Source organism: Microbispora sp. NPDC046933 (genome assembly GCF_040644635.1).
Lineage (GTDB): Bacteria > Actinomycetota > Actinomycetes > Streptosporangiales > Streptosporangiaceae > Microbispora.
Map to the genome: position 1 here is coordinate 21,770 of NZ_JBEYWW010000007.1, position 24,085 is coordinate 45,854.

The following is a 24,085-nucleotide window of genomic DNA, read 5'->3' on the forward strand; positions in this document are numbered from 1 at the left end:
TCCATTGCTCACCGCTGGCGTCACGCTCAGCACCCAGTTCCACCGCGGCCCCGTCGACCGGCGGCTGTTCGGATCGTTCGTCGAACACATGGGCCGGTGCGTCTACACCGGCATCTACGAGCCGGGCCATCCCAGTGCCGACCCCCAAGGATTCCGCGCGGACGTGGCCGACCTGGTCCGTGAGCTGGGGACCACACTGGTCCGCTACCCCGGCGGGAACTTCGTGTCCGGCTACCGCTGGGAGGACGGGGTCGGGCCGGTCGCCGGCCGTCCCCGGACCATCGACCTGGCCTGGCGCGGGATCGAGCCCAACGAGGTGGGCACCGACGAGTTCCTCGGCTGGGCGCGGCGCGGCGGGCTGATCCCGATGATGGCGGTGAACCTCGGCACCCGGGGCGTCCAGGACGCCGCGAACCTGGTCGAGTACTGCAACGTCGAGGGCGGCACCCGCTGGTCCGACCTGCGCAGGTCGTACGGCACGCCGGAGCCGCACCGGGTCCCGCTGTGGTGCCTCGGCAACGAGATGGACGGCCCCTGGCAGACGGGGCACACCAGCGCCACCGAGTACGGCCGGCTGGCCCGCGAGGCCGGCAAGGCCATGAAGATGATCGACCCGGAGATCGAGGTGGTGGTCTGCGGCAGCAGCCACCGTCACATGCCGACGTTCGGCTACTGGGAGGCCGACGTCCTGGAGCAGGCCTACGACGTCGCCGACTACGTCTCCCTGCACGCGTACTACCTCAACGACGGGGAGCGCGCGGGATATCTGGGGTCGGGCGCCGCACTCGACGGCTTCATCCAGGACGTCGTGGCGACCGCCGACGCGGTCGGCGCGCGGCTCGGCCGGCACAAGAAGATCAACCTGTCCTGCGACGAGTGGAACGTGTGGACCCGCGACCCGGTGGTCGACATCTCGGCCCGGGAGCTGGACGTCGCCGTCCCGATCACCGAGCACGTCTACACCCCGCTGGACGCGGTCGTGGTCGGGGACCTGCTGGTGGCACTGCTGAACAACGCCGACCGGGTCAAGATCGGCTGCCTGTCCCTGCTGGTCAACGTCAGCGCGCCGATTCTCACCGAGGCGGGCGGGGCCGCCCGGCGGCAGACGATCTTCTACCCTACGGCGCTGGCGGCCCGGCTCGCCCACGGCCTGAGCCTGCGGACGGTCGTCTCCTGCCCCGAGGTCGCGACCGTACGGCACGGGGACGTCCCGGCCGTGGCCGTCGCCGCCACGTACGACGAGGAGACCGAGGAACTGGCGGTCTTCGTCACCAACCGCTCCGACGAGCCCGCCGAGGTGCGCCTCTCCCAGGCAGGTCCGGGACGGCTGGCCGTGCTCGACGGCTGGACGCTCACGGCCGCCGGCCCGGGTGAACCCGGGGCCTTCACCGCTCACGCCGCCGACGACGCCGGCGCCACGATCCTGCGGCTCGCCCCCGAGTCGTGGACCGCCCTTCGAATGGAACGGAAGGACACCGTGTGAAAGCGATCCTCACCACACTCGTGCTGCTGGCCGCGTTACTGGTGCCGGTCGGCACAGCGCAGGCCGTGACGACCGGCAACGGCTCCCTCGTCTACTCGCCGCCCGCGGGAGGCGCCTTCGACGCCGCGGGCACCACCTACGCGAAGATCATCGCGCTGAAGAACAACGGGACGCACAACGGCGAGCTGCTCGTCACCTACGACCAGCTCGTCTACGTGAGCGGTCACCAGGTCTACCCCATCTACCGGAGCACGGACGGCGGCGCGACCTGGTCGCACGTCTCGGACGTCGTCCCCAGTTCGACGTTCCCCTCGCTCACGCTGACCTCGCAGCCGTTCCTGTACGAGCTGCCGCAGGCCGTGGGCGGCCTCGCGGCGGGCACCGTCCTGCTGGCCGGCAACCTCATGCCGGCCGACAGGTCCAGCAGCAGGATCGTGCTCTACAAGAGCACCGACCGCGGCTCCACCTGGACGTACCTGAGCACGGTCGACACCGGCGGTCCCGCCGTCTACGACCCGAGCCCGACGTCGACGACCACCACCGTGTGGGAGCCGTCCCTCAACATCGACGCGTCGGGCAACCTCGTCTGCTACTTCTCCGACGAGCGGCAGAAGGCGTCCGGGATCCTGCAGGCGGTCGTCTACCGCAAGTCCACCGACGGCGGCCTCACCTGGGGCGCGGTCACCAACGTGGCCGCCGTCGGCAACAAGAGCGACAGGCCCGGCATGATCACCGTGGCCAAGCTGCCGAACGGCAAGTACATCGCCACGTACGAGGTGGTCAACCGGCCGAGCCAGACGCTCAACACGGCCCCCGTCTACTACAAGCTGTCCGACGACGGCGTCACCTGGCCCAGCGGGCTGGGCACGCAGATCAAGCTCGCCGACGGCCGGGGCATCGGCTCCTCGCCGTACGTGCGATGGGTGCCGGCCGGCGGCCCGAACGGCATGATCGTCGTGGCGACGAAGTGGGGCCTGGACGGCTCGGGCAACATCAACGGCGGTCAGGACTTCTTCGTCAACTACAACCTGGGGGCCGGCAACTGGGAACGGCTCCCGTTCGCGGTGACCTACGACGCCTCCGACACCCAGGGCGGCTTCTTCTCCGGCTTCGCCCAGGGCATCGACGTGAGCCCCGACGGCACCACGCTCTACCAGGCGACCAACGTGGAGAACGCCTCCACGACGTACAACGACATCCGGGTCGGCTCGATCCCGCTGAACGCCGACCACTACGAGGCCGAGCGGGCCACGGTGAACAACGTCTCGACCGTCACCCACGCCGACGCCTCGAACGGCGCCAAGATCGGCAACATCAACTACTCGACCAGCTACGTGCAGTTCGACGTCAAGGCTCCGGCCGCGGGGACGTACACGGTGAACGTCCGCTACGACAACGGGACCGGCGCGACGAGCAGCCACCTCGTGAGCGTCAACGGCGGCACCGCCTTCACCCTGTCGTACCCGCCGACGTACGACTGGGGCCGGTTCCGCTGGGCGCAGTTCACCACCGCCCTGAACGCCGGCACGAACACCATCCGGTTCTCCTACAACGGCACCTACGCCGAGCTGGACTTCATCGACGTCCACCGGCCGGGAGTCGCGGTCCCTGGCGAGTTCAAGATCGTCAACCGCGGCAGCGGCAAATACCTCGAGATCGCGTCCGCCCTGACCACGGACGGGGCCGGGGCAGGGCAGTGGGGCGACACCGACCACATGACCCAGATCTGGAAGGTCGCGTCGACCGGCACCGCCGGCTACTACACCTTCACCAACAAGAACAGCGGCAAACTGCTGGAGATCCCGTCCGGCTCGACCGCCGACGGCACCCAGGCGGACCAGCGATCCTCCAACGGCGCCACCTACCAGCACTGGTCGCTGACCCCGACCGACAGCGGCTACTACAAGGTCCCCAACCGCAACAGCGGGAAGCTGCTGGAGATCTACCAGAACTCCACGGCGGACGGCGCCGTCGCCGACCAGTGGGGCGACACCGGCTGCGCCTGCCAGCAGTGGACCCTCGTGAAGGAAGGCATCCAGTAAGGCCCCTCAGCGTGCGGCGGTGCTGCTGCGCCGCACCAGCGTAGGGACGACGTACGGGGGAGCGGTGGCGTCCTGCTCGGTCTCGTCGACGAGACCGAGCAGGGTCGTCACGGCCAGGCGCCCGACCTCCTCGTGGTCGGGCCGTATGGTGGTCAGCGGGGGGATCAGGTAACCCGCCTCCGGGATGTCGTCGAAGCCGACGACGCTCACATCCTCAGGGACCCGGATGCCCCGCTCGTGGAACGCGCGCAGCAGGCCGAGCGCCATGTGGTCGTTCGCGGCGAAGACGGCCGTGATGCCCGTCCGCTCGGCGAGTTCGAGGCCGGCCCGATAGCCCGACTCCGCGCTCCAGTCGCCCACGACGACCGGAGGCGTCGTACGACCGGCCTCCTCGAGCGTGGCGCGCCATCCGTCGACCCGGGCCTGGGCGTCCAGCCTGTCGCGCGGGCCGGAGACGTGCCATACCGTCTCGTGGCCGAGCTCCAGCAGATGCTGCACGGCGATGCGCGCCCCGGTCGCCTGGTCGATTCGCACGGCCGGGATCGCGTCGTCCGGGGCCGCCTCGACGGCGACGGCGGGCAGCCCCGCGGGGAGGCTGAGCAGCGCGGTCGTCGTGGCCGCCTGGGACGGGAAGACGACGACCACCCCGGCGACCGCCTGGCTCGCCAGCGAGGCGGCCGTGTCGACGATGCTGGACCGGTCGCCGCTCTCCGGAGTGAGTATCGTCACCCCGTACCCGCGCGCCCGGGCGGCCCGCCCGATGCCGAGCAGGGTCGTGGCCGGTCCGAACAGCACCGAGTCGAAGCTGATCACACCCAGCATGTGTGATTTCTGCCGGACCAGGCCACGGGCCATGAGGTTCGGACGGTAGTCGAGCCTCCGCATCGCGTCCAGGACTCGATCACGGGTGTCCTGCCGGACGTTCGGATGCTCGTTGAGCACCCGGGAGACGGTCTGGTTGGAGACCCCGGCCAGTCGTGCGACGTCCCCGATCACCGCTGGACGCCCCGAGCGACGACTACCTGCCACAAGCCACCCTTTCCCCGCTCACCCTGATGATGTGAACGATACCAATTCCGCCGAAGCCCATGTTCAGGGCGGGTCCATTGGAGAATGTTAACGATCTCAAGGCAGGGGAACGCCGGGCGAGTCTCCGGCGCGACCTGCCGGAAGTGAGCGGTTCGACGAGTGGCGCGCGGAAAATGGAGGACCCGGCACGGGATTCCCGGGCCGGGTCCTGCTGCCAGGCGGATCTCACATCGCGGGTACGGTGGCCCGCTCGTCGGGGACGCAGTGCGTCATCTTCAGGCCCGAGACGTCGCGCGGGCCGTTCTTGCCGAGGTTGGCCAGGCGCTCCCTGTCCTCGTCGGTCAGGTCCTGGCTCGCCAGCGGCTCCAGGTGCTTGACGTCGTCCGGCGTGATGCCGAGCCCCTCGCCGACGCGCAGCCCGAGGTCGTCCTCGACCAGCAGGAAGTGCCAGACCATGCGCTCCTGGATCGGCCGGTCGCACTCCGACAGCTTGGCGGTCAGGTTCTCCACCAGGTCGTCGCGTTCCCACTGCTCCATGAGCAGGTAGCGCTGGCCCGCCTGCTTGTAGTCGTTGGTCCGCGGGATGCGCTTGCGGGTGAGCCTGCCGACGATCTCCGGGCCCTGCTCGTCGTGCGTCGGGAACTGTCCCTCACGCAGCCCGCCGTTGATCGACGGCTCGTAGTTGACGTGCGGGTTCTCGCCTCCCTGGTCCTGGTGGTAGGTCATGAAGCCGTCGCGCTGGTTGGTCCGCACGTCGGCGTTCCTGGCCTGGTTGACCGGCAGCTGCAGGTAGTTCGGCCCGACGCGGTAGCGCTGGGTGTCGCTGTAGGAGAACGTGCGGCCCACCAGCATCTTGTCGTCGGAGAAGTCCAGCCCGTCGACGAGGACGCCGGTGCCGAAGGAGATCTGCTCGTTCTCGGCGAAGACGTTGTCCACGGTCCGGTTCAGGACCATCCGGCCGACCGGCTTGGCCGGGAAGATCTCCTCCGGCCAGACCTTGGTGTCGTCCAGCGGGTCGAAGTCCAGCTCGGGGTGCTCGTCGTCGCTCATCATCTGGACGAGCAGCTCCCACTCCGGGTGGTCGCCGCGCTCGATGGCGTCGTGCAGGTCCTTCGTGGCGTGGCCCAGTTCGCGGGCCTGGATGCGGGCGGCGTCCTCGGCCGTCATGCTCCTGACCCCCTGCTTGGGCATCCAGTGATACTTCACCAGCACGGTCTCGCCCCGGTCGTTCACCCACTTGTAGGTGTTGACCCCGAAGCCCTGCATGTGCCGGTAGTCCGCCGGGATGCCGCGCGGGCTGAACAGGTTGACCAGCATGTGCATGGTCTCCGGGCTCTGCGACATGAAGTCGAAGATCCGGTTCGGCTCCTGCCGGAACGTGACCGGGTCCGGCTTGAGCGCGTGGATCACGTCGGGGAACTTGATGGCGTCGCGGATGAAGAACACCGCGAGGTCGTTCCCGACGAGGTCCCAGTTGCCGTCCTCGGTGTAGAACTTCACGGCGAAGCCGCGCGGGTCGCGGGCGCACTCGGACGAGTCGCGGCCACCGATCACGGTGGAGAACCGCACCGCCAGGTCGGTGCGCTTGCCGGCCTCCTGGAACAGCTTCGCCCTCGTGAACCGGGCGATCGGCTCGTCGCCCCATGCGCCGTACGCCTCGAAGAAGCCGTACGACGTCGTGCCGCGCGCGTGCACCACCCGTTCCGGGATGCGCTCCCGGTCGAAGTGACTCATCTTCTCCAGGAACTGGTAGTTCTCGAGAGTGGCCGGGCCGCGCGCGCCGACCGTCCGCTGGTTCTGGTTGTCGTAGACCGGGTGCCCTTGACGGTTGGTCAGCACCGGACGCTCGTCCCCGGGCTCCGGTCCCTTGCTCGACACGTCCGTCATGGGACGGCTCCTCTCGCTATTTGATCTCATTTGAGGTATTTGTCCTCTTCAATAGCCCCCTTTCCGCTTTTTGCCGAGGTATTCGTCTCGCGGCCCTCAGGAGAGGAGATCCTGGAACGCCCGGAGCACGCGGGGGAGGGACCGCAGGGCGCCGTGCACGTGGTCCACGTCACCGACGTCCACGAGGCGCACCTCGGCGCCGCTCGCCAGCAGGTCGTCACGGCACAGCCGGGAGTTGGCGATCGCCACGTCGCGGTCGCCCCGGGAGGCGTACAGCGTGACGGGCACGCGGGGCCGCCAGCCGGCGCAGGTCGTGTCGTTGGCGCGCAGCGCTTCGAGGAACGCGCCCGAGGGCTGCCTGACCTGGGCCATGAACTCGTCGGTCAGCAGCTCCGCCGGGCTCGCCGGGAGCGCGGCGGCGATCTGCTCCTCGGTGTGCCGCCCGTCGAAGAGCCCCTCCACCGTGGTGTCGTACGGCGCGCGGAACGCCTGCCCGGGCGTGTCGTACAGATGGTGGAGGCGGTTCATCGACGTGATCCAGTACGCGAGGTAGAACGCCGCGGTGTGCGGCTCGATGTCCCCGGACAGGACGGCGGGCAGCTCGGCCCGCTCCACGGCGTACGGCCCGCTGATCGGGGCGAGCGCGGCGAGCCGGAGCCCGGGCACGGCGCCCTGCTGGAGCGCCCGGCCCAGCGCCATCGCGGCCTGCCCGCCCTGGGAGAAGCCGGTGACCAGCACCCGGCCGTCGACGGACCGGCCGTGCCGGGCGGCGAGATCGCGGCCGGCGCGCAGCAGGTCGGCGGAGGCCGTCACCTCCGACGCCGCGTCCATGTACGGGTGCCGGCCAGGCCCGAGGCCGAGACCGAGGTAGTCGGGCGCCACTCCCGCGAAGCCGGCGGCGGCGAACATGACCGGCACCAGCCGGCCGTCGCTGTCCGCCGCGACGGAGGGCGCGTAGCGCCTGGTGGGGAGCGTCCCGTGCTCGTAGATCGCGAACGACAGGCGCCCGTCCCGGGAGCGGGGCAGGGTCACCACGCCGCTGGCCGTCGTGGGCTTCCCGTCGGTGCCGGTGGTCCGGTAGACGACCCGGTAGACGTCGACCCCGAGCGGGTGCTCCGGCGCGGGGAAGCCGGCCGCGCGCAGGGCGGCGGAGACCTGGGCGGGCGACAGCCGGTCGAGGCGGGTCGCCGACACGATCGCGCCGCGCGGGGCTTCGGTGGCGGAGGCGGTAGCGGCGGAGGCGGCGGCCGCGGGCCGGGTGATCGCGGCGGAGGCGGTGGCGGGAACGGAGAGCACCAGCGCGGCGCAGGCCGCGGCGGCGAGCAGCCGCTTGGGGAGGGGGTTCGTCATGGTCATGACGGTAGGTTCCGGCGGTGCACGCGGCCCATCCCGCGCACCGCCGGAACCGCGGTGGGGAATCCCCTACCTCACCCCTTGGGGGCTGCCTTCCGGGGCTCGCCGCGGTAGGTGCCGAACGACCAGAGGTTGTCCTCCGGGTCGCGTACGGCGAACTCGCGGGAGCCGTAGTCGGTGTCGTACGGCTCCTTGACGACCCGCGCCCCCGCGGCGGTCGCCCGGGCGAACAGCGCGTCGGGGTCGTCGGTGACCGCGTATGCGCCGAAGGAGCCGGGAGTGAGGTTCCACTTGTCGTCCGGTGTGTCCCGGACCGAGCCCAGCATGATCCCGCCGCCGGTTGGCCAGGAGAGCTGGGCGTGGTCGACCCGGTCGCCCTCGCCGTACACGGCGGTCTCCTCGAAGCCGAATGCCTCGACGAGGAAGGCGATCAGGGCCCGCGCGTCCCTGGCCCGCAGCGTGGGCCATACCTGAGGTGCCGGTGTGGTGTCGTTCATGCCATCGAGTCTCGCGGCTCGTCCTCCGCCCCGGCTTGGACGTTTCGGAACTGCGCACCGTCTTCCCTGAGCCAGCGGCTGGGTGAGCATCCGGCGAGGGCGCCGAACTCGCGGGCCAGGTGCGCCTGGTCGTAGAACCCGCACTCGGCCGCCGCGTCGGCCAGCGTGAGCCGGCGTCCGGACGGCACCGAGCTCGGGGGCCGGTAGTGGGCACGGAGCAGGCGGCGGACCCGGTCGAACCGCACGACCCGCGCCGCCTCCTTGGGGGACAGGCCGATCTCCTCCCGGAACCGGCCGTTGAGGTGTCTGGAGCTCCAGCCCACCTCGCGGGCGAGCTCGGACACCGTGACCTGCCCACCGGCGGCCAGTATCCGGCGCCACGCCCGCGCCACCTCGGCCGGATGTGCCCGCGTGGGGCGGGCGTGCCGGGACAGGACCGTGTCGAGCACCGCGAAGCGCTCGTCCCAGCCGGGCGCCTCCAGCAGGCGCTCGCGCAGCTCGCCCGCCAGCGGGCCGAGCACCTCGGCGCCGTCCACGTCGAGCCCGGACAGCTCCCCGGCGGGCAGCCCGAGCAGGGCCCGCGCGCCGAGCGGTGTCAGCGCGAGCTGCACGCCCGACTGCCGTCCGTCGTGCGTGATCAGCGCCGCCGTGGTGTGCAGCCCGCCGACCAGCGTGTCGTACGACCCGGGCGGGGTGCGCGGATCGGGGTGCGCCGCGACGACGAGCGGGTCGTCGAGCGTGACGATCATCGTCAGGTAAGGCGAGGGCAGGCCGCGATGCGTGGCCGGGGGGACGCCGGCCTCGCGATAGCCGCTGTACCACGCGACCAGCGGACGCAGCGCGGGAGCGGGCTGCCGGTGCAGGAGGCGCGACTCGTCAGACTCGTCCCCGTCCGCCATCTGTTGGTCCTCCTTCCCGCGTTCCCAGTCTCCACGAAGGGGAGTGCGGCGGCCACCGTCGCGGGCGACGACGGCCGCGGGGGCGTGGCGAGGCCGAGGCCAGGCGGGGCTGGCGAGCCGGGAATACGAGGGCACGGAGTGGGGCGGGCGCGACCAGGGGACGCGCCCGGCCGGGCGGCCGGGCGCCCTCGGCCAACCGGCCAACCGGTCAGGCGGTCAGGCGGCTCCGGTGTCCGGGACCCCCTCGGCTCCCTCGGTGTCGAGGTCGCGGGAGAGCAGGTCCGCGAGGGCGGCGAGGGCCTCCTCCGCCGCCGGGCCGTCGGCCTCCAGGGTGACCTCGGTGCCGTGCCCCGCCCCGAGGGTCAGCACGCCCAGCATGCTGGTGGCGGGGACGGCCTTCCCGTCGCCCACGCGGATGCGCACAGGCACCGCCTGCCGCGCCGCCGCCTCGACGAAGATCTTGGCGGGGCGGGCGTGCAGGCCGGAGCGCGAGGCGACCGCCACTGTCCTTTCCGGCATCGCTTTCCTTTCAGAACTCGATTTCAGGGCTCGGTTTCAGGGCTCGATGGTGACCTTGATGGCGGCGCCGCGGGCGACGACGTCGATGGCGTCCATGACCTCGTCCAGGCCGAGGCGATGGGTGATCAGGTCGGCGACCGGCACCGCTCCGTCGGCGATGAGCCGCAGGGCGCGGGCGTTGTGCGCCGGGCTCGACCCGTTGGCGCCGACGATGGTCAGCTCCCGGTAGTGCACGAGGTTGGAGTCGCAGGCGATGATCGGGTCGTCCTTCGGCAACCCGCCGAAGAAGCTGATCCGGCCCTGCCGCGCGGCCATCTGCAACGCCTGCTGCTGGGCCGCCCCGGAGGCCGCCGCCGTGATCACCACGTCGGCGCCCCGGCCTCCGGTCAGCTTGAGCACCTCGTCCACGAGGTCGGTCTCGCCCGAGCAGATCGCCGCGTCCGGCCGTACGAGGTCGGCGGCCATCGCGAGACGCTCGGCGTTCAGGTCGGCGAGGAACACCCGGGCCGCGCCGCGCGAGCGGGCCAGCCGCACGTGCAGGCAGCCGATCGGGCCCGAGCCGACGACGACCACGTCGTCGCCCTCGCCGACGCGGGCCAGCTCCTGCCCGTTGAGCACGCAGGCGAGCGGCTCGGCGAGGGACGCCTCGGCGAACCCCACCCCGTCGGGGACGCGGTTGAGCCCGTTCACGGCGAGCACCTTGGCCGGCACGACCATGTACTGCGCGAAGCCGCCGTCGTAGTGGTAGCCCATCGACTCCTGGTCGGGGCAGACCGTGAGGTGGCCCCGGCGGCACTCCTCGCACTCGCCGCACGGGATCGCGGCGATCACCTGCACCCGGTCGCCCGGGCTCCAGCCGGTGACGCCCTCGCCGACCTCCACGATCTCCCCGGCGATCTCGTGGCCCATCACCCGGGGCGGTCTGATGTGGTGGTGCCCGAACCGGTAGATCTTCACGTCCGTGCCGCACGTCGAGCAGTTGCGCACACGGATCTTGACCTCGCCGGGGCGGGCGACGGGCTCGGGCACCTCCTCCAGGCGGATGTCCCCAGGAGCGTGGAAACGGGCGACTTTCACTCGGAGTCTTCCTCTCCGTCCGGTTGCAGCAGGTGGATGACCTCGTCGACCTCGGTGGCCGCGCGCAGGGCCGCGGCACGGTCCGGGTCGAGCAGGATCTGGGCGAGCTCCGACAGCAGCCGCAGGTGGCCGTCCCCGCGGGCCGCGATCCCGACGCACACCGTCACCCGCTCGCCGTGCCAGTCGACGCCCTCGGGGAAGCGCAGCACGCAGACGGCGTCGTGGCGGACCGCCTCCTTCGAGGTGAGCGTGCCGTGGGGGATGGCGACGCCCTCGCCGACGTACGTGGAGATGGACCGCTCGCGTTCGAGCATGGCCTCGACGTAGCTCCCGTCCACGGCGCCGACCTCCTGGAGGACCGCGCCGCACTGCCGGATGGCGTCCTCGATGTCCGCGGCGGTCGCGGCCGTCCGTACGGCGCGGGGATCGAGGGGGAGCGGGGCCGTGCCGGCCCGGTCAGCCATCGATCGTGCCCCCGTTCTTGATGGCGGTGACGACCCGCGTCACGGCCGGGTCGCCGATGAAGACCTGGAACGGCACGAGCACGACGCCGGGGGCGCTCGCCCTGGCCCGCTCGGCCAGCCCGGTGTGGCAGACGATCACGTCGGCGTCCCCCGGGATCGAGTTGACCGGGGTGTGCTCCACGGTGACCGCGGTGCCCTTGAGCTGCTTGCGCAGCGTGCTCGCCAGCATGACGCTGCTGCCCATGCCCGCGTCGCAGGCCACGATGAGCTTGCGGACGTCCTTGCCCTCGATGCTGGACACGGTTCTACGCCTCCTTGGTGGCGGGCACGCTCTCGGCCGCCGTCTCGCCAGTTGTGTCGCGGTTCTCGTCGCTCGTGTCGTTGGTGATGCCGTCCTGCGCCGGGTCGTCCGCCTGGTCGCCGTTGGCGCGGCCGAAGCCCAGCAGCGCGGCGGCGACGGCGAAGGAGACGGCCGTCGCGACCACGATCCCGGCGATCACGCCGAACCAGCCGCCCTTCGGGGTCACCGCCATGTAGGCGAAGATGCTGCCCGGCGACGGCGTCGCGACCAGGCCCGCCCCGGTGACCAGGAAGGTGAGCACGCCCGAGGCGCCGCCGGCGATCACCGCGAGGATCAGGCGCGGCTTCATCAGCACGTACGGGAAGTAGATCTCGTGGATGCCGCCGAAGAAGTGGATGATCATGGCGGCGGGGGTGCTGGGACGCAGGGACCTCGGGCCGAACAGCAGATAGGCGATCAGCAGGCCGAGGCCGGGGCCGGGGTTGGACTCCAGCATGAAAAGGATCGACTTGCCGTGCTTGACCGACTCGGCGACGCCCAGCGGCCCGAGCACGCCGTGGTTGATCGCGTTGTTGAGGAACAGCACCTTGGCCGGCTCGATGATGACCGAGGCGATCGGCAGGAGCGAGTGGGTGATGAGCCACTCGACGCCGCTGCCCGCCACCTCGGTGACCTTCTCCACCACCGGGCCGATGGCGAGGACGCCGGCGATCGCCATGACCGCGCCGACGATGCCGGCGGTGAAGTTGTCGACCAGCATCTCGAAGCCGGCCCTGGTCCGCTCGGCGGTGAACCGGTCGACGTACTTGAGGACCAGTGCGGCGAGCGGGCCGATGATCATCGCGCCGAGGAACATCGGGACGTCGGCCCCGACGACCACGCCCATCGTGGCGACGGCGCCGACGACCGCGCCGCGCTGGGCGTGGACCATCCGGCCGCCGGTGTAGCCGATGAGCACGGGGAGGAGGACCTTGATGATCGGATCGACCAGCTCGGCGAGTGTCTTGTTCGGCACCCACCCGGTCGGGATGAACAGGGCCGTGATGAGGCCCCAGGCGATGAAGGCGCCGATGTTGGGCATGATCATCCCGGCGAGATGGCCGCCGAAGCGCTGGATCGTGGCCCGCACACCGGTGCCGTGGACGGTGGGGGTATATGGCGTGGCCATTGACGTGCTCCTTCCGGGGCGACCGGCCTGGCTGGCCGGTTGGGAGGGGGGTGGGTCGCTGTCATCCCCCGGGCATGAGCGAGCGAAGCGAGTGAGTCAGTAGGGGCGGAGCGAGCGAAGCGAATGCGTCAGTAGGGGCGGAGGCGAGCGGAGCGGGTGAGTCGGTAAGAGCGGAGCGGGTGAGTCGGTAAGAGCGGAGCGAGTGAGTCGGTAGGGACCGAGCGGGCGGGCGGAGCGAGTGAGCGGATATGGGCCGTGCGTCGCGCTCAAGCGCCTTCGAGCGCCGAGCGAGGGGGTGGCGTGAGCGGCCTGGCCGGATCGGGGGAACCGATCCGGACGCGTGTGCGGTCGATGTCGGCCGGGCGGGGCATCCGGCTGCCGGGCAGCCCCACGGCCGCGCCGGCCCAGGCCAGGCCCTCGGCGAGGGCCGTCCCGCCGCGGGCCCCCGCGGCGAGGAAGCCCGCCAGCAGGGCGTCGCCCGCGCCCACGCTGCTGCGCGGCTCCTCGACCGCGCATTCGCCGTACCAGACCTGTTCGTCGTCCTCGACCAGCAGCGCGCCGTCCGCACCGAGGCTGGTCAGGACCGACCGCGCGCCCATGGCGCGCAGCTTGCCGACCGCGTCGAGCACGTCGCCGACGTTGGCGATCGACGTGCCGGTGGCCTCGGCGAGCTCGTCGCGGTTCGGCTTGACCAGCGCGGGGCCGGCGTTCACGGCGGACACCAGGGCGGGGCCGCTCGTGTCGACCGCGAGGTTGATGCCGGCGCCGGCGAAGCGGCGGCACAGCCCGGCGTAGACGTCCACCGGGACACCGGGCGGGAGGCTGCCCGAGGCGACCACCCAGTCGGCGGACCGGGCGGCGTCGAGCACGGCGCCCGCCAGCGTGTCCAGCTCGGCGGGGGTCAGCACGGTGCCCGGCTCGTTCACCTTGGTGACGGTGCCGTCCGGCTCGGCGATCGCGACGTTGGACCTGGTGGCGCCCGCGACCGGCACGGGGATCATGTCGATGCCCTCGGCCGACAGCAGGTCGAGGAGCCGGCGCCCCTCGCTGCCGCCGTACGGGACGACCGCGCACGACCGGACGTCGTTGGCCAGCAGGGCCCGCGACACGTTGACGCCCTTGCCACCGGGGTCGAGGTGGGTGGCGGCGGCCCGGATGACGGCGCCGCGGGTGAGCGCGCCGACCTCGATCGTGCGGTCGAGGCTGGGATTGAGGGTCAGCGTGAGGATCATGCGCGGACCACCTCGGGTCCGGCGGCCGCCAGCGCGGCGGCCTGCTCGGGGTCGAGCCCGGTGTCGGTGATGACGACGTCGATCTCGCCCAGCGTCGCGAAGCGCGCCAGGTAGGTGCCGGAGAACTTCGTGTGGTCGGCCAGCAGGACGGCGCGGTCGGCGCAGGCGATCATCGCCCGCTTGATCGCCGCCTCGGCCGGGTCGGGGGTCGTCAGGCCCTTGGCCACCGAGCAGCCGTTCGTGGCCATGAAGGCCACGTCCACGTTGAGCTGCGACAACTGCTGGATGGCCCAGTCCTCCACGGTCGCCAGCGTCCGGCCGCGCACCCGGCCGCCCAGCATGAGCACGGTCAGGTTGGGGCGGGTGGCCAGCATCGTGGCCAGCGGCGGCGAGTTCACCACGACGGTGAGCTCGCGGTCCGGCGGCAGCGCCTGCACGAGCCGGCTCGTCGTGGAGCCCGCGTCGACGACCACGGCGCCGTCCTGCGGCAGTTCGGCCAGGGCGGCCTTGGCGATGCGCTCCTTCTCGGCCGTCATCACCTCGTCCCTGGCGGCCAGGGCGGGCTCGAATCCCAGGCGCTCGACCGGGATCGCGCCGCCGTGCACGCGCCGCAGGACGCCCGCGCGCTCCAGGGCGGTCAGGTCGCGGCGGATCGTCTCCGTGGTGACGCCGAACCTCTCGGCCAGTGTCACCACGTCGACCCGGCCGGCGTCCCGGGCCGCCCGCAGGATCTCCTGCTGCCGCTCCTCGGCGTACATCGTGTTGATTCACCGCCGTTTCGATGTTGTTTCGTATGTGTTTATACCCGTCCGTGTTGGAGGGTCAAGAGTGGCGCACATCACGAAACGGGCAAGGTGCGCGTAATCCCTGGACGTCGCATGTCCGGCGGCCTCGCGCCCGGGCACCCCGTGTCACGTCTCGAACCTCCGGCGCGTCTCTATAGGGGAGGCGGAGACAAGGAGGCCAGATGCCCGCGGTGACCGATGGGCAGCCCACACCAGTCGCGAGTTTCGAGAGCAGCCGGGATCTGCTGTTCGGGGTGGCGTACCGGGTGCTGGGCAGCGTGACCGACGCCGAGGACATCGTCCAGGAGACGTGGCTGCGGTGGGACCGCGTCGACCACTCCAGGATCGCGGACCCCCGGTCCTTCCTCGTCCAGGTCACCACCAGGCTCGCCCTCGACCGCCTGCGCTGGGCGAAGGCCCGCAGGGAGGCGTACGTGGGGCAGTGGCTGCCCGAGCCGCTGCCGACAGGGCCCGCGCTCGAAGAGGGCGCCGAGACGGCGGACTCGGTCTCCATGGCCATGCTCGTGGTGATGGAGACCCTCTCCCCGCTGGAGCGGGTCGTGTTCGTGCTGCGGGAGGCGTTCGAGTTCTCCTTCGCCGACATCGCGGCGGTGGTCGGCCGGTCCGAGACCGCGGTCCGGCAGCTCGCCCGCCGCGCCCGCTCGCACGTGCGCGAGCGGCGGCCCCGGTTCCGGCAGGACCGCGAGGTCCGCAGGCGGGTGACCGAGCGCTTCCTGGCCGCCTGCCTGGGCGGCGACCTGCGGGCGCTGCTCGACCTGCTCGCCCCGGAGGTCACCTTGTCCATCGACGGGAACGGCCGCCGCGGCGTGGCCAGGAACCCCGTTGAGGGCGCTGCGAAGGTCGGCCGCCTGCTCGTATGCGGCCTGCGCCGGGTGCTGCGTCCCGCGGGCGCCGCGGCCGCGGAGGCCGACGACATCGGGAGCGGATCCATCGTGGACGTCAACGGCGGGCCCGCGGCGCTCATCACCGCCGGGGGCGAGCCGATCGCCGTCATCGTCGTCGACGTCGATCGCGCCGCCGACCGCGTCACGCGGATCTGGATCATCGCCAACCAGGACAAGCTCGGGGGCGTCGGCGCGGGCCGGCGACCCGGGAGGAACAGGCATATCCGTGCCGCAGGCTGACAGGCCGCGAGAGAAGCGACTTCCGTCATGACAGACAACGAGCACGAGACCGGGCAGCCGGAGCGGCGGACACCCGCACGCGTCATCGGCACCCCCTTATCCGACGCCCCCGCGTCCGCGCTGCCGGACGCCCCCGGCGAGGACCAGGGCGTCCCCGCCGTCCCCGGCGTCGTTCCGCAGGACGAGGGGAAGGCATGCAGGGCGGAGAGGATCGCGGCGCTGTGCTTCACGCTCGCGTTCGCCGCCCTCGTGGCCTTCCTCGTGACCTACGTCCAGTTCCAGGTCGGCGGCCTGAGCGCGACGGGCGTCTCGCACGTCGCCCTCGGCGGGACGCTGACACTGGCGCTGCTGGCGCTGGCCTCGGGGATCGTGATCTGGGTGCGCCAGATCATGCCCAAATACGAGCTGGTCCAGCAGCGCCACCCCATGGCCTCACCCGAGGAGGTGCGGGCCGAGGTCGCGGAGACGTTCGTGCGCGGCGCCGGGGAGAGCGGCATCGTCAGGCGCCGGCTGTTGCGCAGAACGCTGCTGCTCGCGGCGGCGCCGCTGGGCCTGGCCCCGCTGGTGCTGCTGCGCGACCTCGACTCCAGCGGCGTGCCCGCCGCGCAGCTCCACCGGCGGCTGGGGCACACGGTCTGGGGCGAGAAGACCGAGGACGGCAAGCCGCTGCGGCTGGTCGTCGAGGGCACCGGGCAGCCGATCCGCGCCGCCGACTTCAACTCGCCCGGAGGGATCCTGTCGGTCGTCCCCCAGGGATACGAACACGACCTGAACGTCCTGGCCAAGGCGACGGTGATCCTCGTCAAGTTCCGTCCGGAGGAGCTCAAGCCCGGCACGAACGCGAACTGGACCCACGACGCGATCGTCGCCTACTCCAAGATCTGCACACACGTGGGCTGCCCCGCGGCGCTGTACGAGCAGACCACCCACCACATCCTGTGCCCGTGCCACCAGTCCACCTTCGACGCCGCGGACGGGGCCAGGGTCGTCTTCGGCCCCGCCGCCCGGCCACTGCCGCAGTTGCCGATCGGCGTCGACGAGGAGGGCTACCTCATCGCGCTGGGCGACTTCCCCGCCCCGGTCGGTCCCAGCTACTGGGAGCGCGGCGACGCGGAGGCGCGGGTCAGGGAGAACGGAGGCCACTCTTGAACGAACTGACAACCGTGCCCGAGCGCATCGCCGGGCCGGCCGAATTCCTCGACGACCGCGTGGGCGCGGGGAACTTCCTCAAGCGCAATCTGAGGAAGATCTTCCCCGACCACTGGTCGTTCCTCCTCGGCGAGATCGCGCTGTACTCGTTCGTCATCCTCCTGCTGACGGGCACCTTCCTGACGTTCTGGTTCAAGCCGAGCATGGGGGAGATCGTCTACAACGGCACGTATGCCCCCCTCAAGGGGGTGACGATGTCCGAGGCGTACGCGTCCTCGCTGAAGATCAGCTTCGAGGTCCGGGGCGGCCTGCTCATCCGGCAGATCCACCACTGGGCGGCCCTGGTCTTCATCGGCGGCATGATGGCGCACGCGCTGCGGGTCTTCTTCACCGGCGCCTACCGCAAGCCGCGCGAGCTCAACTGGCTCATCGGCGTGGTGATCCTCTCGGTCGCGCTGTTCGAGGGCCTGACCGGCTACTCCCTGCCCGACGACCTGCTGTCCGGCGCTGGCCTCCGGGTCACCCAGGGCGTGGTCATCGGCCTGCCGGTGGTCGGCACCTACCTCAACTTCTTCCTGTTCGGAGGGGAGTACCCGGGCGAGGACGTCATCTCCCGCTTCTACTCGATCCACATCCTGCTCCTGCCCGGCCTGATCCTGGCGCTGGTCACCGGGCACCTGATCCTGATGTGGGTGCAGAAGCACACCCAGTTCCCTGGCAAGGGCCGCACCAACCGCAACGTGGTCGGGGCGCCCTTCTACCCGGCCTTCATGGCGAAGTCGGGGGCGTTCTTCCTGTTCACGTTCGCCGTGATCGCAGGTCTCGGCACGTTCGCGCAGATCAACCCTGTCTGGTTGTACGGGCCGTACTCGCCCGCCGACGTCTCGGCCGGCTCGCAGCCCGACTTCTACCTGGCCTTCCTCGAAGGGGCGCTGCGCATCATGCCCGCCTGGGAGGTCAATCTCTTCGGCACCTCCGAGGCGGGCACGATCCCGCTCAGCGTGGTCATCCCCGCGCTGGTGCCCCTGGGCATCATCGTCGTCGGAATGGCGCTCTACCCGTTCCTGGAACGCTGGCTCACCGGTGACAACCGCGAGCACCACCTCGCGGACCGGCCGCGCAACAACCCGCATCGCACCTCGATCGGCATGGCGGCCATCGCCTTCTACGGCGTGCTCTGGCTGTTCGGCGGCAACGACATCATCTCGGCGAACTTCCGCATCAGCCTCTACACGACCACCTGGGCCGGACGGATCCTCGTGTTCGTCGCGCCCGCCCTGGCCTACGCGATCACCTACCGCGTCTGCCTGGGCCTGCAGCGCTCCGACGCCGCGGTGCTCACGCACGGCGTGGAGTCGGGCGTGATCAAGCGGCTGCCGAACGGCGGGTACGTCGAGGTCCACTCGCGGCCGGCGGAGGACATCGAGGCACACCTGCGCGGCAAGGAACCCGTGCCGGTGCTGTCGTACGACGAGACCGTGCCCCCCAGAGGGTTGCGCGGACCGCTCGGCAGGCTGCGCCTGCGGATGTCCAGGGCGTACGGCGGGGAGAAGATTCCGCCGGTCAACGGTCATCCGCACGACGAGGACGGGCAGGCCGCACTTCCGGAGGGACAGACGGCACCTGCGGACGGTCAGAACCGTGCGCTGACGCGCTGACCGCTCTCGCGCGGGCGGGCCCGGAGGCGTTCCTCCGGGCCCGCACGGTCGTGCCCCGGGCCGGGCCCGGGGCACCCGTCCCGCCACCGGGGTCACCCCTCCCACTGCTCAGGCACAGACCACTGCGACTCCGGCGGGTCGGCGGGGCGGATCTCGGTGAACAGCTTGAGCGTCACCGGCCGCAGCCGCTGCCATGCCTCCACCGGCCAGCGCAGGCTCACCGAGGGGTACACGGTCTCCAGCACGATCTTCAGATAGGGGCGGCCGGAGTGACCGACAGGGACCTCCGTGCACAGGCCGGACACGGCCGCGGTGGCCTCCCGCCTGCCGAGCCGTAGCCGGGCGTTCCCCAGGACCTGGTTCGGGGCGCTGTCGGCCTCGAGGTCCACCGACTCCCACAAGAGCACGGGTGCCTCGTCCTCCCGCAGCCACGACGGGTAGACCGGCAGCGGCAACTGCAGCGTGAACCCCGCCAGCAGCCCGACGGGGCTCAGATAGAAGGAGCCGTGGAAACAGGGCAGTTCGTGCAGGAGCCGAGGCCCCTTCGATGTCGTCATCGACAGCGTTCCCTCACTGGCGTCCATCGCGATCCGCCATGCGCTCGGATCGGTGTAGGAGGCGTCCGGGACGAAAACCATCAGCTGTTCACCTCGCTGTGCGACTGGGAGGCGGCGCGGTGTGGTGCGGGGGCGTTCGCCGATTCTGGCCGCCAAAAGAAAGACGTACCTCGGGGGTCGGAACGTGACATCCGCATTGCACCGGGAATTCACCGCGCGCTCGTATGTCACATTCCGGGGGCCGCGTTCGTCTCAATGAGAAAGAGGCGTGGCGGCGTCCCGCGGGCGTCGCCGGCAAAGGGAAGGGGAAAGGAATCTGGGCGCAACGGTTCTGCCGGTGTAAATTGCGGGCGACGAAGAAATCGTTGAATCGTGCGGCATAGGGGGCGTCGGCGCCGCACGCGCGGGTGTCCGGACGGGCGGCGAAGGACGGCCACCGGACCGGTGGGGCTGTGTCCGGAGATCGGACCACGACGACGAGGAGAGCGCATGGAGCGTAATCCGGATGGGCCGGCGGGGGCGGACTTCGCGTTCCAGGCGTTCGAGGAACACGCCGCCCTGCTCCACGCGGTGGCCCGCAGCATGCTCGGCGACGGCGGGGAGGCCGCACGCGTGGTCGAGGAGACCCGGGCCCGCTGGCTGGCCGGTCAGGGCGACCGCTCGGCGGGTTTCCCGGGAGCGCTCATCGGGCTGGTCACCGTGCTGGCGCTCACGCGCCTGCGCGTCGCCCAGGCCAACGGCGAGGAGCACATCGGTCCCTGGCTCCCGGAGCCGTTGCGGGGCGAGCCCGATCTGAAGCTGGCCGAGTCGGTCTCCGCGGCCCTGTCGACCGTCCTCGGCATGCTGGACCAGGACGAGCGGACGGTGTTCCTGCTGCACCACGGGTTCGGGCTCGCGTACGCCGACATCGCCGCGGTGACAGGGCTCACCGAGGAGGGGGTGCGCGGGATCGACGCCAGGGCCAAGGCGCGGGTGCGCTGCGAGGTGCGCCCCTTCCGATGGGCCGGCGGCTGAGCCGCACCGCGGGGGCGGGCGGGGTGTGCAACTGGGGAAAAGACACAGTTGACCACCCGCGCCCGCTGTCGCCCGGTGGTGCCCGCGGATCAGCGGCCCCGCTCCGTCAGCCCGTACAGGTTGCCGTCGTGGCCGCGGATCTGCGCCCACCGGCCCCCCTCCCGCCAGGGGGTGGCCTGCGGCGCCACGACGATCTCCACTCCCCGCGCCCGCAGGTCCAGGCAGGTGGCGTCGACGTCGTCGCAGTCGAACCAGCCGTGGGTCATCCGGCCCACACGGGCGTGGAGCGCGTCCAGGATCTCGGGCTCGACGGCGGCGAGCGCCACGCAGGTCTGCGCACCCGGCGTGCGCACCTCCACCCACCGCCGCCCCTCCCCCTGGGGGACGTCGGCCGCGAGCTCGAAGCCGAGCGTCCCAGTGAGGAACTCCAGAGTCCTGCTCTGGTCGCTGACGTAGAGCACGGCGAGCCGAGGATTCACGATCACGATGCCTCCCGGCGACGTTCGGTTCTCACGCGCCCTGCACGGAGAGCTGGCGGGGTCCGGACGGTGCGGCCGGCGCCGGCGACGGGACGTCGGTGAGCCCGAGCCTGATCTCCTTCAGACGGTCGGGGTCGCCGATGACGTCGATGGACGCGATGCGGTCGCCCGCGAAGCCGATCTCGATGACGAGCTGCAGGCGTCCGCGCGGAGCGACCACCGCCCCCACGGCGCCGTTGACGAGAGCGGGCCAGGCGAAGCGCGCCCTGCGGATGTTGGTGCGCGTCTCCTCGGCGACGGCGCGTGCGCCCCGCACCTCCGCCGGAGCCTTGGCCTGTCCGCGCAGGGCGACGGAGTCCGCCCGGCGTACGACGTCGGGAGCCAGCACGGCCAGCAGGGCGTCGATGTCGCCGGCCCGGGAGGCGGCCAGGAAGGCGTCCACCACCGCACGCTGCCTGGCGAGGTCGGAGGAGGGGACGTCGGCCGTGCCGTGCACCCGGCGCCGGGCGCGGCTCGCCAGCTTCTTCGCGGCCGCCGGCGAGCGTTCCACGATCACGGCGATCTCGTCGAACGGCACGGCGAACAGGTCGTGCAGCACGAAGGCGGCCCGCTCGGCGGGGCCGAGCGTGTCGAGGACCACCAGCAGGGCGAGACCGACGGAGTCGGCGAGCACCGCCTCGTCCGCCGGGTCGGCGGCCTCCTCGTGGGGGGCCAGCATGTCGAGTTCGGTCAGGTCGGCGAAGTCCTCACGCCGGCGGCTGCGTGAGCGCAGCATGTCGAGACAGACCCGTCCGGTGATCGTCGTCAGCCAGGCGGTCAGGTTGTCGACGGAGCCGGAGTCGGCGCGGCAGGCGCGCAACCAGGTCTCCTGCACCGCGTCGTCCGCCTCGTCCGCGCTGCCCAGCATGCGGAACGCGACCCCTCGCAGATGCCCGCGGGATCGGTCGAAGTGCTCGGCCAATTGGGCCTGGTCGTTCATCGGTCACCTTTCACCGTCGCGGTTCGTCGTATGGGTGGGGAGAGGGAGAACGCACGTTTGACAAGGAGACGTCAGTGCCCGTACTGATTATTGTCGCCGGTTCGTTTGAACCAACGTGACGGGGAGGCGCACCGAGGGTGGCCTCTCCGGCCGTGAAGCGTACCGGCCGGCTACCGCCCGAGGTGCATACTATCCTCGTTTCGACCGCTCATAGTTTCTCGCCGTTCCGAAATTCGACGATGACGTCCGAAATCGGTGTCCGGTGAGGTGCTGAAAGGTGTGCGCCAGGGGCCGGCCGCATCGTCCGTGTTCCTTGGGCTCAGCTCGTACGGCTCCGCCGCACGGCCGTCCCGCGACTCGGGTGACGGCTCAGAAGCAGGCGATGCATGCCGTCCGGTGCATTTCCGCGATATGTCGTGATGGCGGTACATGAACAGCTCATGGTCCCGCCCTGGGTCGAACAGACCGATATTCGAATTTATGGGTAACTTGCCATGAATGGGCCCCCTCTGCTCTGGCATAGCAATTACCCGGAACATAAGCTGAGCCGCAGTTGAGCTCCTGTGAAGAAAGCGCCCCTGCCCTTGTTCCTTCATAGGAAGGTCCCGCAGTGACACTTCACACCGCAGCCGACGCTGATCGCGAACTCGGAACTCGCCTTCCCGACGTGGCGGACCTCCGCCGTCTGCCGTGGGAGATCGTGCCCGTCCGCGACCTCACGTCCTCGCTTTCGCCGCGAAAGCAACGTGAGGACCCGGCGCATGTCCGGCTGCTCGCGGAGACGGATCGCGTCTTCGATCCGCTCCTCGTGCACCGGCCGACGATGCGTGTCATCGACGGCATGCACCGGTTGCGCGCCGCCGTGCTGAAGGGCAGGAGCGAGATCGCGGTCCGGTTCTTCGAGGGAAGCGAGGCCGACGCGTTCGTCCTGTCGGTCCGGCTCAACGTCGGCCACGGGTTGCCGCTGACGCTCGACGAGCGGAAGGAGGCGGCCCGGCGCATCATCACCTCCCATCCGCACTGGTCGGACAGGGTGGTGGCCGAGAGCACGGGGTTGAGCGCCAAGACCGTCGCCGGCGTGCGCCGGCGGCTCGGCGGGCCGGGGCAGCACGAGTACAGCCGTGTCGGCAGGGACGGGAGATCCAGGCCGCTCAGCAGCGTCGAGGGGCGTCGCAGCGCGGCGGCCCTGCTGGCGGCCAACTCGGAGATCTCCCTCCGTGAGCTGTCCAGGAAAACCGGGCTCTCCGTGGGAACGGTCCGGGACGTACGCGAGCGGCTCGACCGCGGACAGGATCCGATCCCGGACCGGCTGCGCGCCAGGGAGAGGACCGGCGCCGGGCCGCGGAGCATGACGACGCCGGCTCGGGACGGGGCCGCGACGCCCCGGACCGGGGCCGTCCGGCGAGCGGCGGAGGCCCGCCGCCCGCACGGGCAGAGCCCGAGCAGGGGCGAGACGAGGCCGGCGGGACACGCGGCGGGAGAGGCCGTGGAAACGGCGTCCGCGCTGCGCAAGCTCGCGCGCGATCCGTCCCTGCGGGCGACCGAGTCCGGGCGGATGCTGCTGCGGATGCTCCTGGCGACGGAGGTGGGGCCGGCCCAGTGGAAGGAGATCGCCGAGGCGATTCCGGCCCATTGCATGCCGCTCATCCGTGCCGTCGTGCTCAAGAGATCCGAGGAATGGAAACGACTGGCGAGCATGGTTCCGGGTGGTTTCCCGGGCTGACCGGAAATGAACGGAGGCGCTTCTGGGGCGAAGGCTCAGGGTGAAATATCGCCATTAATCGGGATTCGTTGGAGGGTTCATCGTGTCAGAGACGGTTCACTTTCCGGGAAGCGACGCGGAGATCGAGCTCCGGAAGATCAACCGGGCGACGGTCGAGCAGTACATGAACACCAGAGGCGAGGAACGGCTGCGGCGGCACCTGCTGTTCACCGAGGACGGCGTCGGCGGCCTGTGGACCAACGACACCGGGCAGCCGATCGCGATCCGCGGGCGTGACCGCCTCGCCGAGCACGCCGTCTGGTCGCTGAAGTGCTTCCCCGACTGGGTCTGGACCAACGTCCAGATCTTCGAGACCGACGACCCGAACTTCTTCTGGGTGGAGTGCGACGGCGAAGGCGCCATCCGCTTCCCCGGCTACCCCGAAGGCCACTACAGCAACCACTTCCTGCACTCCTTCCAGTTGGAGAACGGGAAGATCAAGCTGCAGCGCGAGTTCATGAACCCGTTCGAGCAACTGCGCGCGCTGAGCATCCCCGTGCCCGAGATCAGGCGTGAGGGAATCCCCACCTAGACCCGGCCGCGACTGCCGCCTCATCGGCGGCGGTCGCCAGGCAACCCCAGCCGTCCCCGGCCGGGCGACGACGA

Annotated in this window: 23 protein-coding genes; 8 read left to right on the forward strand and 15 right to left on the reverse strand. The window is 71.0% G+C overall.

The window, feature by feature from the left end; all coding sequences use genetic code 11:
- Positions 1-4: 4 nt before the first annotated feature.
- Both ABZ857_RS11305 and ABZ857_RS11310 read left to right on the forward strand, forming a co-directional pair.
- Positions 5-1,483, forward strand: coding sequence for an alpha-L-arabinofuranosidase C-terminal domain-containing protein (locus tag ABZ857_RS11305; protein WP_357041186.1), 1,479 nt, complete (start codon positions 5-7; stop codon positions 1,481-1,483).
- Positions 1,480-3,525: an RICIN domain-containing protein gene (locus tag ABZ857_RS11310; RefSeq protein ID WP_357041189.1), complete on the forward strand. Its 2,046-nt coding sequence runs from the start codon at positions 1,480-1,482 to the stop codon at positions 3,523-3,525. The genes ABZ857_RS11305 and ABZ857_RS11310 overlap by 4 nt, the downstream gene beginning before the upstream one ends.
- Before the next feature lie 6 nt (positions 3,526-3,531).
- On the opposite strand, the gene ABZ857_RS11315 is transcribed toward ABZ857_RS11310, so the two are convergent.
- The 12 genes from ABZ857_RS11315 to ABZ857_RS11370 form a co-directional block, all read right to left on the reverse strand.
- A complete protein-coding gene (locus ABZ857_RS11315; protein ID WP_357041192.1) occupies positions 3,532-4,521 on the reverse strand; it encodes a LacI family DNA-binding transcriptional regulator in 990 nt (329 codons plus the stop codon).
- A 258-nt stretch (positions 4,522-4,779) separates the two neighbouring features.
- Positions 4,780-6,441, reverse strand: a complete 1,662-nt coding sequence (locus tag ABZ857_RS11320; RefSeq protein ID WP_357041195.1) for a catalase — start codon at positions 6,439-6,441, stop codon at positions 4,780-4,782.
- Positions 6,442-6,537: 96 nt separating this feature from the next.
- Positions 6,538-7,791, reverse strand: a complete 1,254-nt coding sequence (locus ABZ857_RS11325) for a hypothetical protein (RefSeq protein WP_357041198.1) — start codon at positions 7,789-7,791, stop codon at positions 6,538-6,540.
- Between the two features lie 77 nt (positions 7,792-7,868).
- Positions 7,869-8,291, reverse strand: coding sequence for a VOC family protein (locus ABZ857_RS11330; protein ID WP_357041200.1), 423 nt, complete (start codon positions 8,289-8,291; stop codon positions 7,869-7,871).
- Positions 8,288-9,190 carry an AraC family transcriptional regulator gene (locus ABZ857_RS11335; protein WP_357041203.1) on the reverse strand — a complete coding sequence of 301 codons (903 nt, stop codon included), beginning with the start codon at positions 9,188-9,190 and terminating at the stop codon, positions 8,288-8,290. Before ABZ857_RS11335 ends, ABZ857_RS11330 begins: the two co-directional genes overlap by 4 nt.
- Positions 9,191-9,406: 216 nt before the next feature.
- Complete coding sequence (locus tag ABZ857_RS11340) at positions 9,407-9,709, reverse strand: HPr family phosphocarrier protein (protein ID WP_357041206.1); 303 nt, start codon at positions 9,707-9,709, stop codon at positions 9,407-9,409.
- 36 nt (positions 9,710-9,745) lie between these two features.
- Positions 9,746-10,786: a zinc-dependent dehydrogenase gene (locus tag ABZ857_RS11345; RefSeq protein ID WP_357041209.1), complete on the reverse strand. Its 1,041-nt coding sequence runs from the start codon at positions 10,784-10,786 to the stop codon at positions 9,746-9,748.
- Complete coding sequence (locus ABZ857_RS11350) at positions 10,783-11,250, reverse strand: PTS sugar transporter subunit IIA (protein WP_357041212.1); 468 nt, start codon at positions 11,248-11,250, stop codon at positions 10,783-10,785. The genes ABZ857_RS11345 and ABZ857_RS11350 overlap by 4 nt, the downstream gene beginning before the upstream one ends.
- A complete protein-coding gene (locus ABZ857_RS11355; RefSeq protein WP_357041215.1) occupies positions 11,243-11,551 on the reverse strand; it encodes a PTS lactose transporter subunit IIB in 309 nt (102 codons plus the stop codon). Before ABZ857_RS11355 ends, ABZ857_RS11350 begins: the two co-directional genes overlap by 8 nt.
- A 4-nt stretch (positions 11,552-11,555) precedes the next feature.
- Complete coding sequence (locus tag ABZ857_RS11360; protein WP_357041218.1) at positions 11,556-12,719, reverse strand: PTS mannitol transporter subunit IICB; 1,164 nt, start codon at positions 12,717-12,719, stop codon at positions 11,556-11,558.
- 266 nt (positions 12,720-12,985) lie between these two features.
- Positions 12,986-13,951 carry a 1-phosphofructokinase gene (gene pfkB, locus ABZ857_RS11365; protein ID WP_357041220.1) on the reverse strand — a complete coding sequence of 322 codons (966 nt, stop codon included), beginning with the start codon at positions 13,949-13,951 and terminating at the stop codon, positions 12,986-12,988.
- Positions 13,948-14,709, reverse strand: coding sequence for a DeoR/GlpR family DNA-binding transcription regulator (locus ABZ857_RS11370; protein ID WP_357041223.1), 762 nt, complete (start codon positions 14,707-14,709; stop codon positions 13,948-13,950). Before ABZ857_RS11370 ends, pfkB begins: the two co-directional genes overlap by 4 nt.
- A 209-nt stretch (positions 14,710-14,918) precedes the next feature.
- Between ABZ857_RS11370 and sigJ the strand changes: the two genes are divergently transcribed.
- The 3 genes from sigJ to ABZ857_RS11385 are packed head-to-tail and all read left to right on the forward strand — an operon-like array spanning position 14,919 to position 18,688.
- On the forward strand, positions 14,919-15,881 hold the full coding sequence (gene sigJ / locus ABZ857_RS11375) for an RNA polymerase sigma factor SigJ (RefSeq protein ID WP_357041226.1): 963 nt from the start codon (positions 14,919-14,921) through the stop codon (positions 15,879-15,881).
- 27 nt (positions 15,882-15,908) lie between these two features.
- Complete coding sequence (locus tag ABZ857_RS11380) at positions 15,909-17,030, forward strand: Rieske 2Fe-2S domain-containing protein (protein WP_357041229.1); 1,122 nt, start codon at positions 15,909-15,911, stop codon at positions 17,028-17,030.
- Between the two features lie 5 nt (positions 17,031-17,035).
- The gene (locus ABZ857_RS11385) at positions 17,036-18,688 is read left to right on the forward strand and encodes a ubiquinol-cytochrome c reductase cytochrome b subunit (protein ID WP_357041868.1); all 1,653 of its coding nucleotides are present in this window, start codon (positions 17,036-17,038) and stop codon (positions 18,686-18,688) included.
- Between the two features lie 92 nt (positions 18,689-18,780).
- On the opposite strand, the gene ABZ857_RS11390 is transcribed toward ABZ857_RS11385, so the two are convergent.
- Positions 18,781-19,326 (reverse strand): hypothetical protein, encoded by a 546-nt coding sequence (locus ABZ857_RS11390; protein ID WP_357041231.1) that lies wholly within the window; start codon positions 19,324-19,326, stop codon positions 18,781-18,783.
- A gap of 408 nt (positions 19,327-19,734) precedes the next feature.
- On the opposite strand from ABZ857_RS11390, the gene ABZ857_RS11395 reads away from it, so the two are divergent.
- Positions 19,735-20,259, forward strand: a complete 525-nt coding sequence (locus tag ABZ857_RS11395) for a sigma factor-like helix-turn-helix DNA-binding protein (RefSeq protein WP_357041234.1) — start codon at positions 19,735-19,737, stop codon at positions 20,257-20,259.
- Between the two features lie 89 nt (positions 20,260-20,348).
- Here the strand turns inward: ABZ857_RS11395 and ABZ857_RS11400 are convergent, their stop codons facing one another.
- Both ABZ857_RS11400 and ABZ857_RS11405 read right to left on the reverse strand, forming a co-directional pair.
- Positions 20,349-20,744, reverse strand: a complete 396-nt coding sequence (locus ABZ857_RS11400; protein WP_357041235.1) for a VOC family protein — start codon at positions 20,742-20,744, stop codon at positions 20,349-20,351.
- Between the two features lie 25 nt (positions 20,745-20,769).
- Positions 20,770-21,717 carry a sigma-70 family RNA polymerase sigma factor gene (locus ABZ857_RS11405; protein ID WP_357041238.1) on the reverse strand — a complete coding sequence of 316 codons (948 nt, stop codon included), beginning with the start codon at positions 21,715-21,717 and terminating at the stop codon, positions 20,770-20,772.
- A gap of 667 nt (positions 21,718-22,384) precedes the next feature.
- On the opposite strand from ABZ857_RS11405, the gene ABZ857_RS11410 reads away from it, so the two are divergent.
- Both ABZ857_RS11410 and ABZ857_RS11415 read left to right on the forward strand, forming a co-directional pair.
- Positions 22,385-23,440 carry a ParB N-terminal domain-containing protein gene (locus ABZ857_RS11410; RefSeq protein ID WP_357041241.1) on the forward strand — a complete coding sequence of 352 codons (1,056 nt, stop codon included), beginning with the start codon at positions 22,385-22,387 and terminating at the stop codon, positions 23,438-23,440.
- A gap of 82 nt (positions 23,441-23,522) precedes the next feature.
- Complete coding sequence (locus ABZ857_RS11415) at positions 23,523-24,011, forward strand: PhzA/PhzB family protein (protein ID WP_357041244.1); 489 nt, start codon at positions 23,523-23,525, stop codon at positions 24,009-24,011.
- Positions 24,012-24,085: the final 74 nt, after the last annotated feature.

Coding starts and splice junctions, on each gene's coding strand:
- ABZ857_RS11320 (WP_357041195.1), bottom strand. CDS start 6,441: ATGACGGACGTGTCGAGCAAGGGACCGGAGCCCGGGGACGAGCGTCCG.
- ABZ857_RS11325 (WP_357041198.1), bottom strand. CDS start 7,791: ATGACGAACCCCCTCCCCAAGCGGCTGCTCGCCGCCGCGGCCTGCGCC.
- ABZ857_RS11330 (WP_357041200.1), bottom strand. CDS start 8,291: ATGAACGACACCACACCGGCACCTCAGGTATGGCCCACGCTGCGGGCC.
- ABZ857_RS11335 (WP_357041203.1), bottom strand. CDS start 9,190: ATGGCGGACGGGGACGAGTCTGACGAGTCGCGCCTCCTGCACCGGCAG.
- ABZ857_RS11340 (WP_357041206.1), bottom strand. CDS start 9,709: ATGCCGGAAAGGACAGTGGCGGTCGCCTCGCGCTCCGGCCTGCACGCC.
- ABZ857_RS11350 (WP_357041212.1), bottom strand. CDS start 11,250: ATGGCTGACCGGGCCGGCACGGCCCCGCTCCCCCTCGATCCCCGCGCC.
- ABZ857_RS11360 (WP_357041218.1), bottom strand. CDS start 12,719: ATGGCCACGCCATATACCCCCACCGTCCACGGCACCGGTGTGCGGGCC.
- pfkB (WP_357041220.1), bottom strand. CDS start 13,951: ATGATCCTCACGCTGACCCTCAATCCCAGCCTCGACCGCACGATCGAG.
- ABZ857_RS11370 (WP_357041223.1), bottom strand. CDS start 14,709: ATGTACGCCGAGGAGCGGCAGCAGGAGATCCTGCGGGCGGCCCGGGAC.
- sigJ (WP_357041226.1), top strand. CDS start 14,919: ATGCCCGCGGTGACCGATGGGCAGCCCACACCAGTCGCGAGTTTCGAG.
- ABZ857_RS11380 (WP_357041229.1), top strand. CDS start 15,909: ATGACAGACAACGAGCACGAGACCGGGCAGCCGGAGCGGCGGACACCC.
- ABZ857_RS11390 (WP_357041231.1), bottom strand. CDS start 19,326: ATGGTTTTCGTCCCGGACGCCTCCTACACCGATCCGAGCGCATGGCGG.
- ABZ857_RS11395 (WP_357041234.1), top strand. CDS start 19,735: ATGGAGCGTAATCCGGATGGGCCGGCGGGGGCGGACTTCGCGTTCCAG.
- ABZ857_RS11405 (WP_357041238.1), bottom strand. CDS start 21,717: ATGAACGACCAGGCCCAATTGGCCGAGCACTTCGACCGATCCCGCGGG.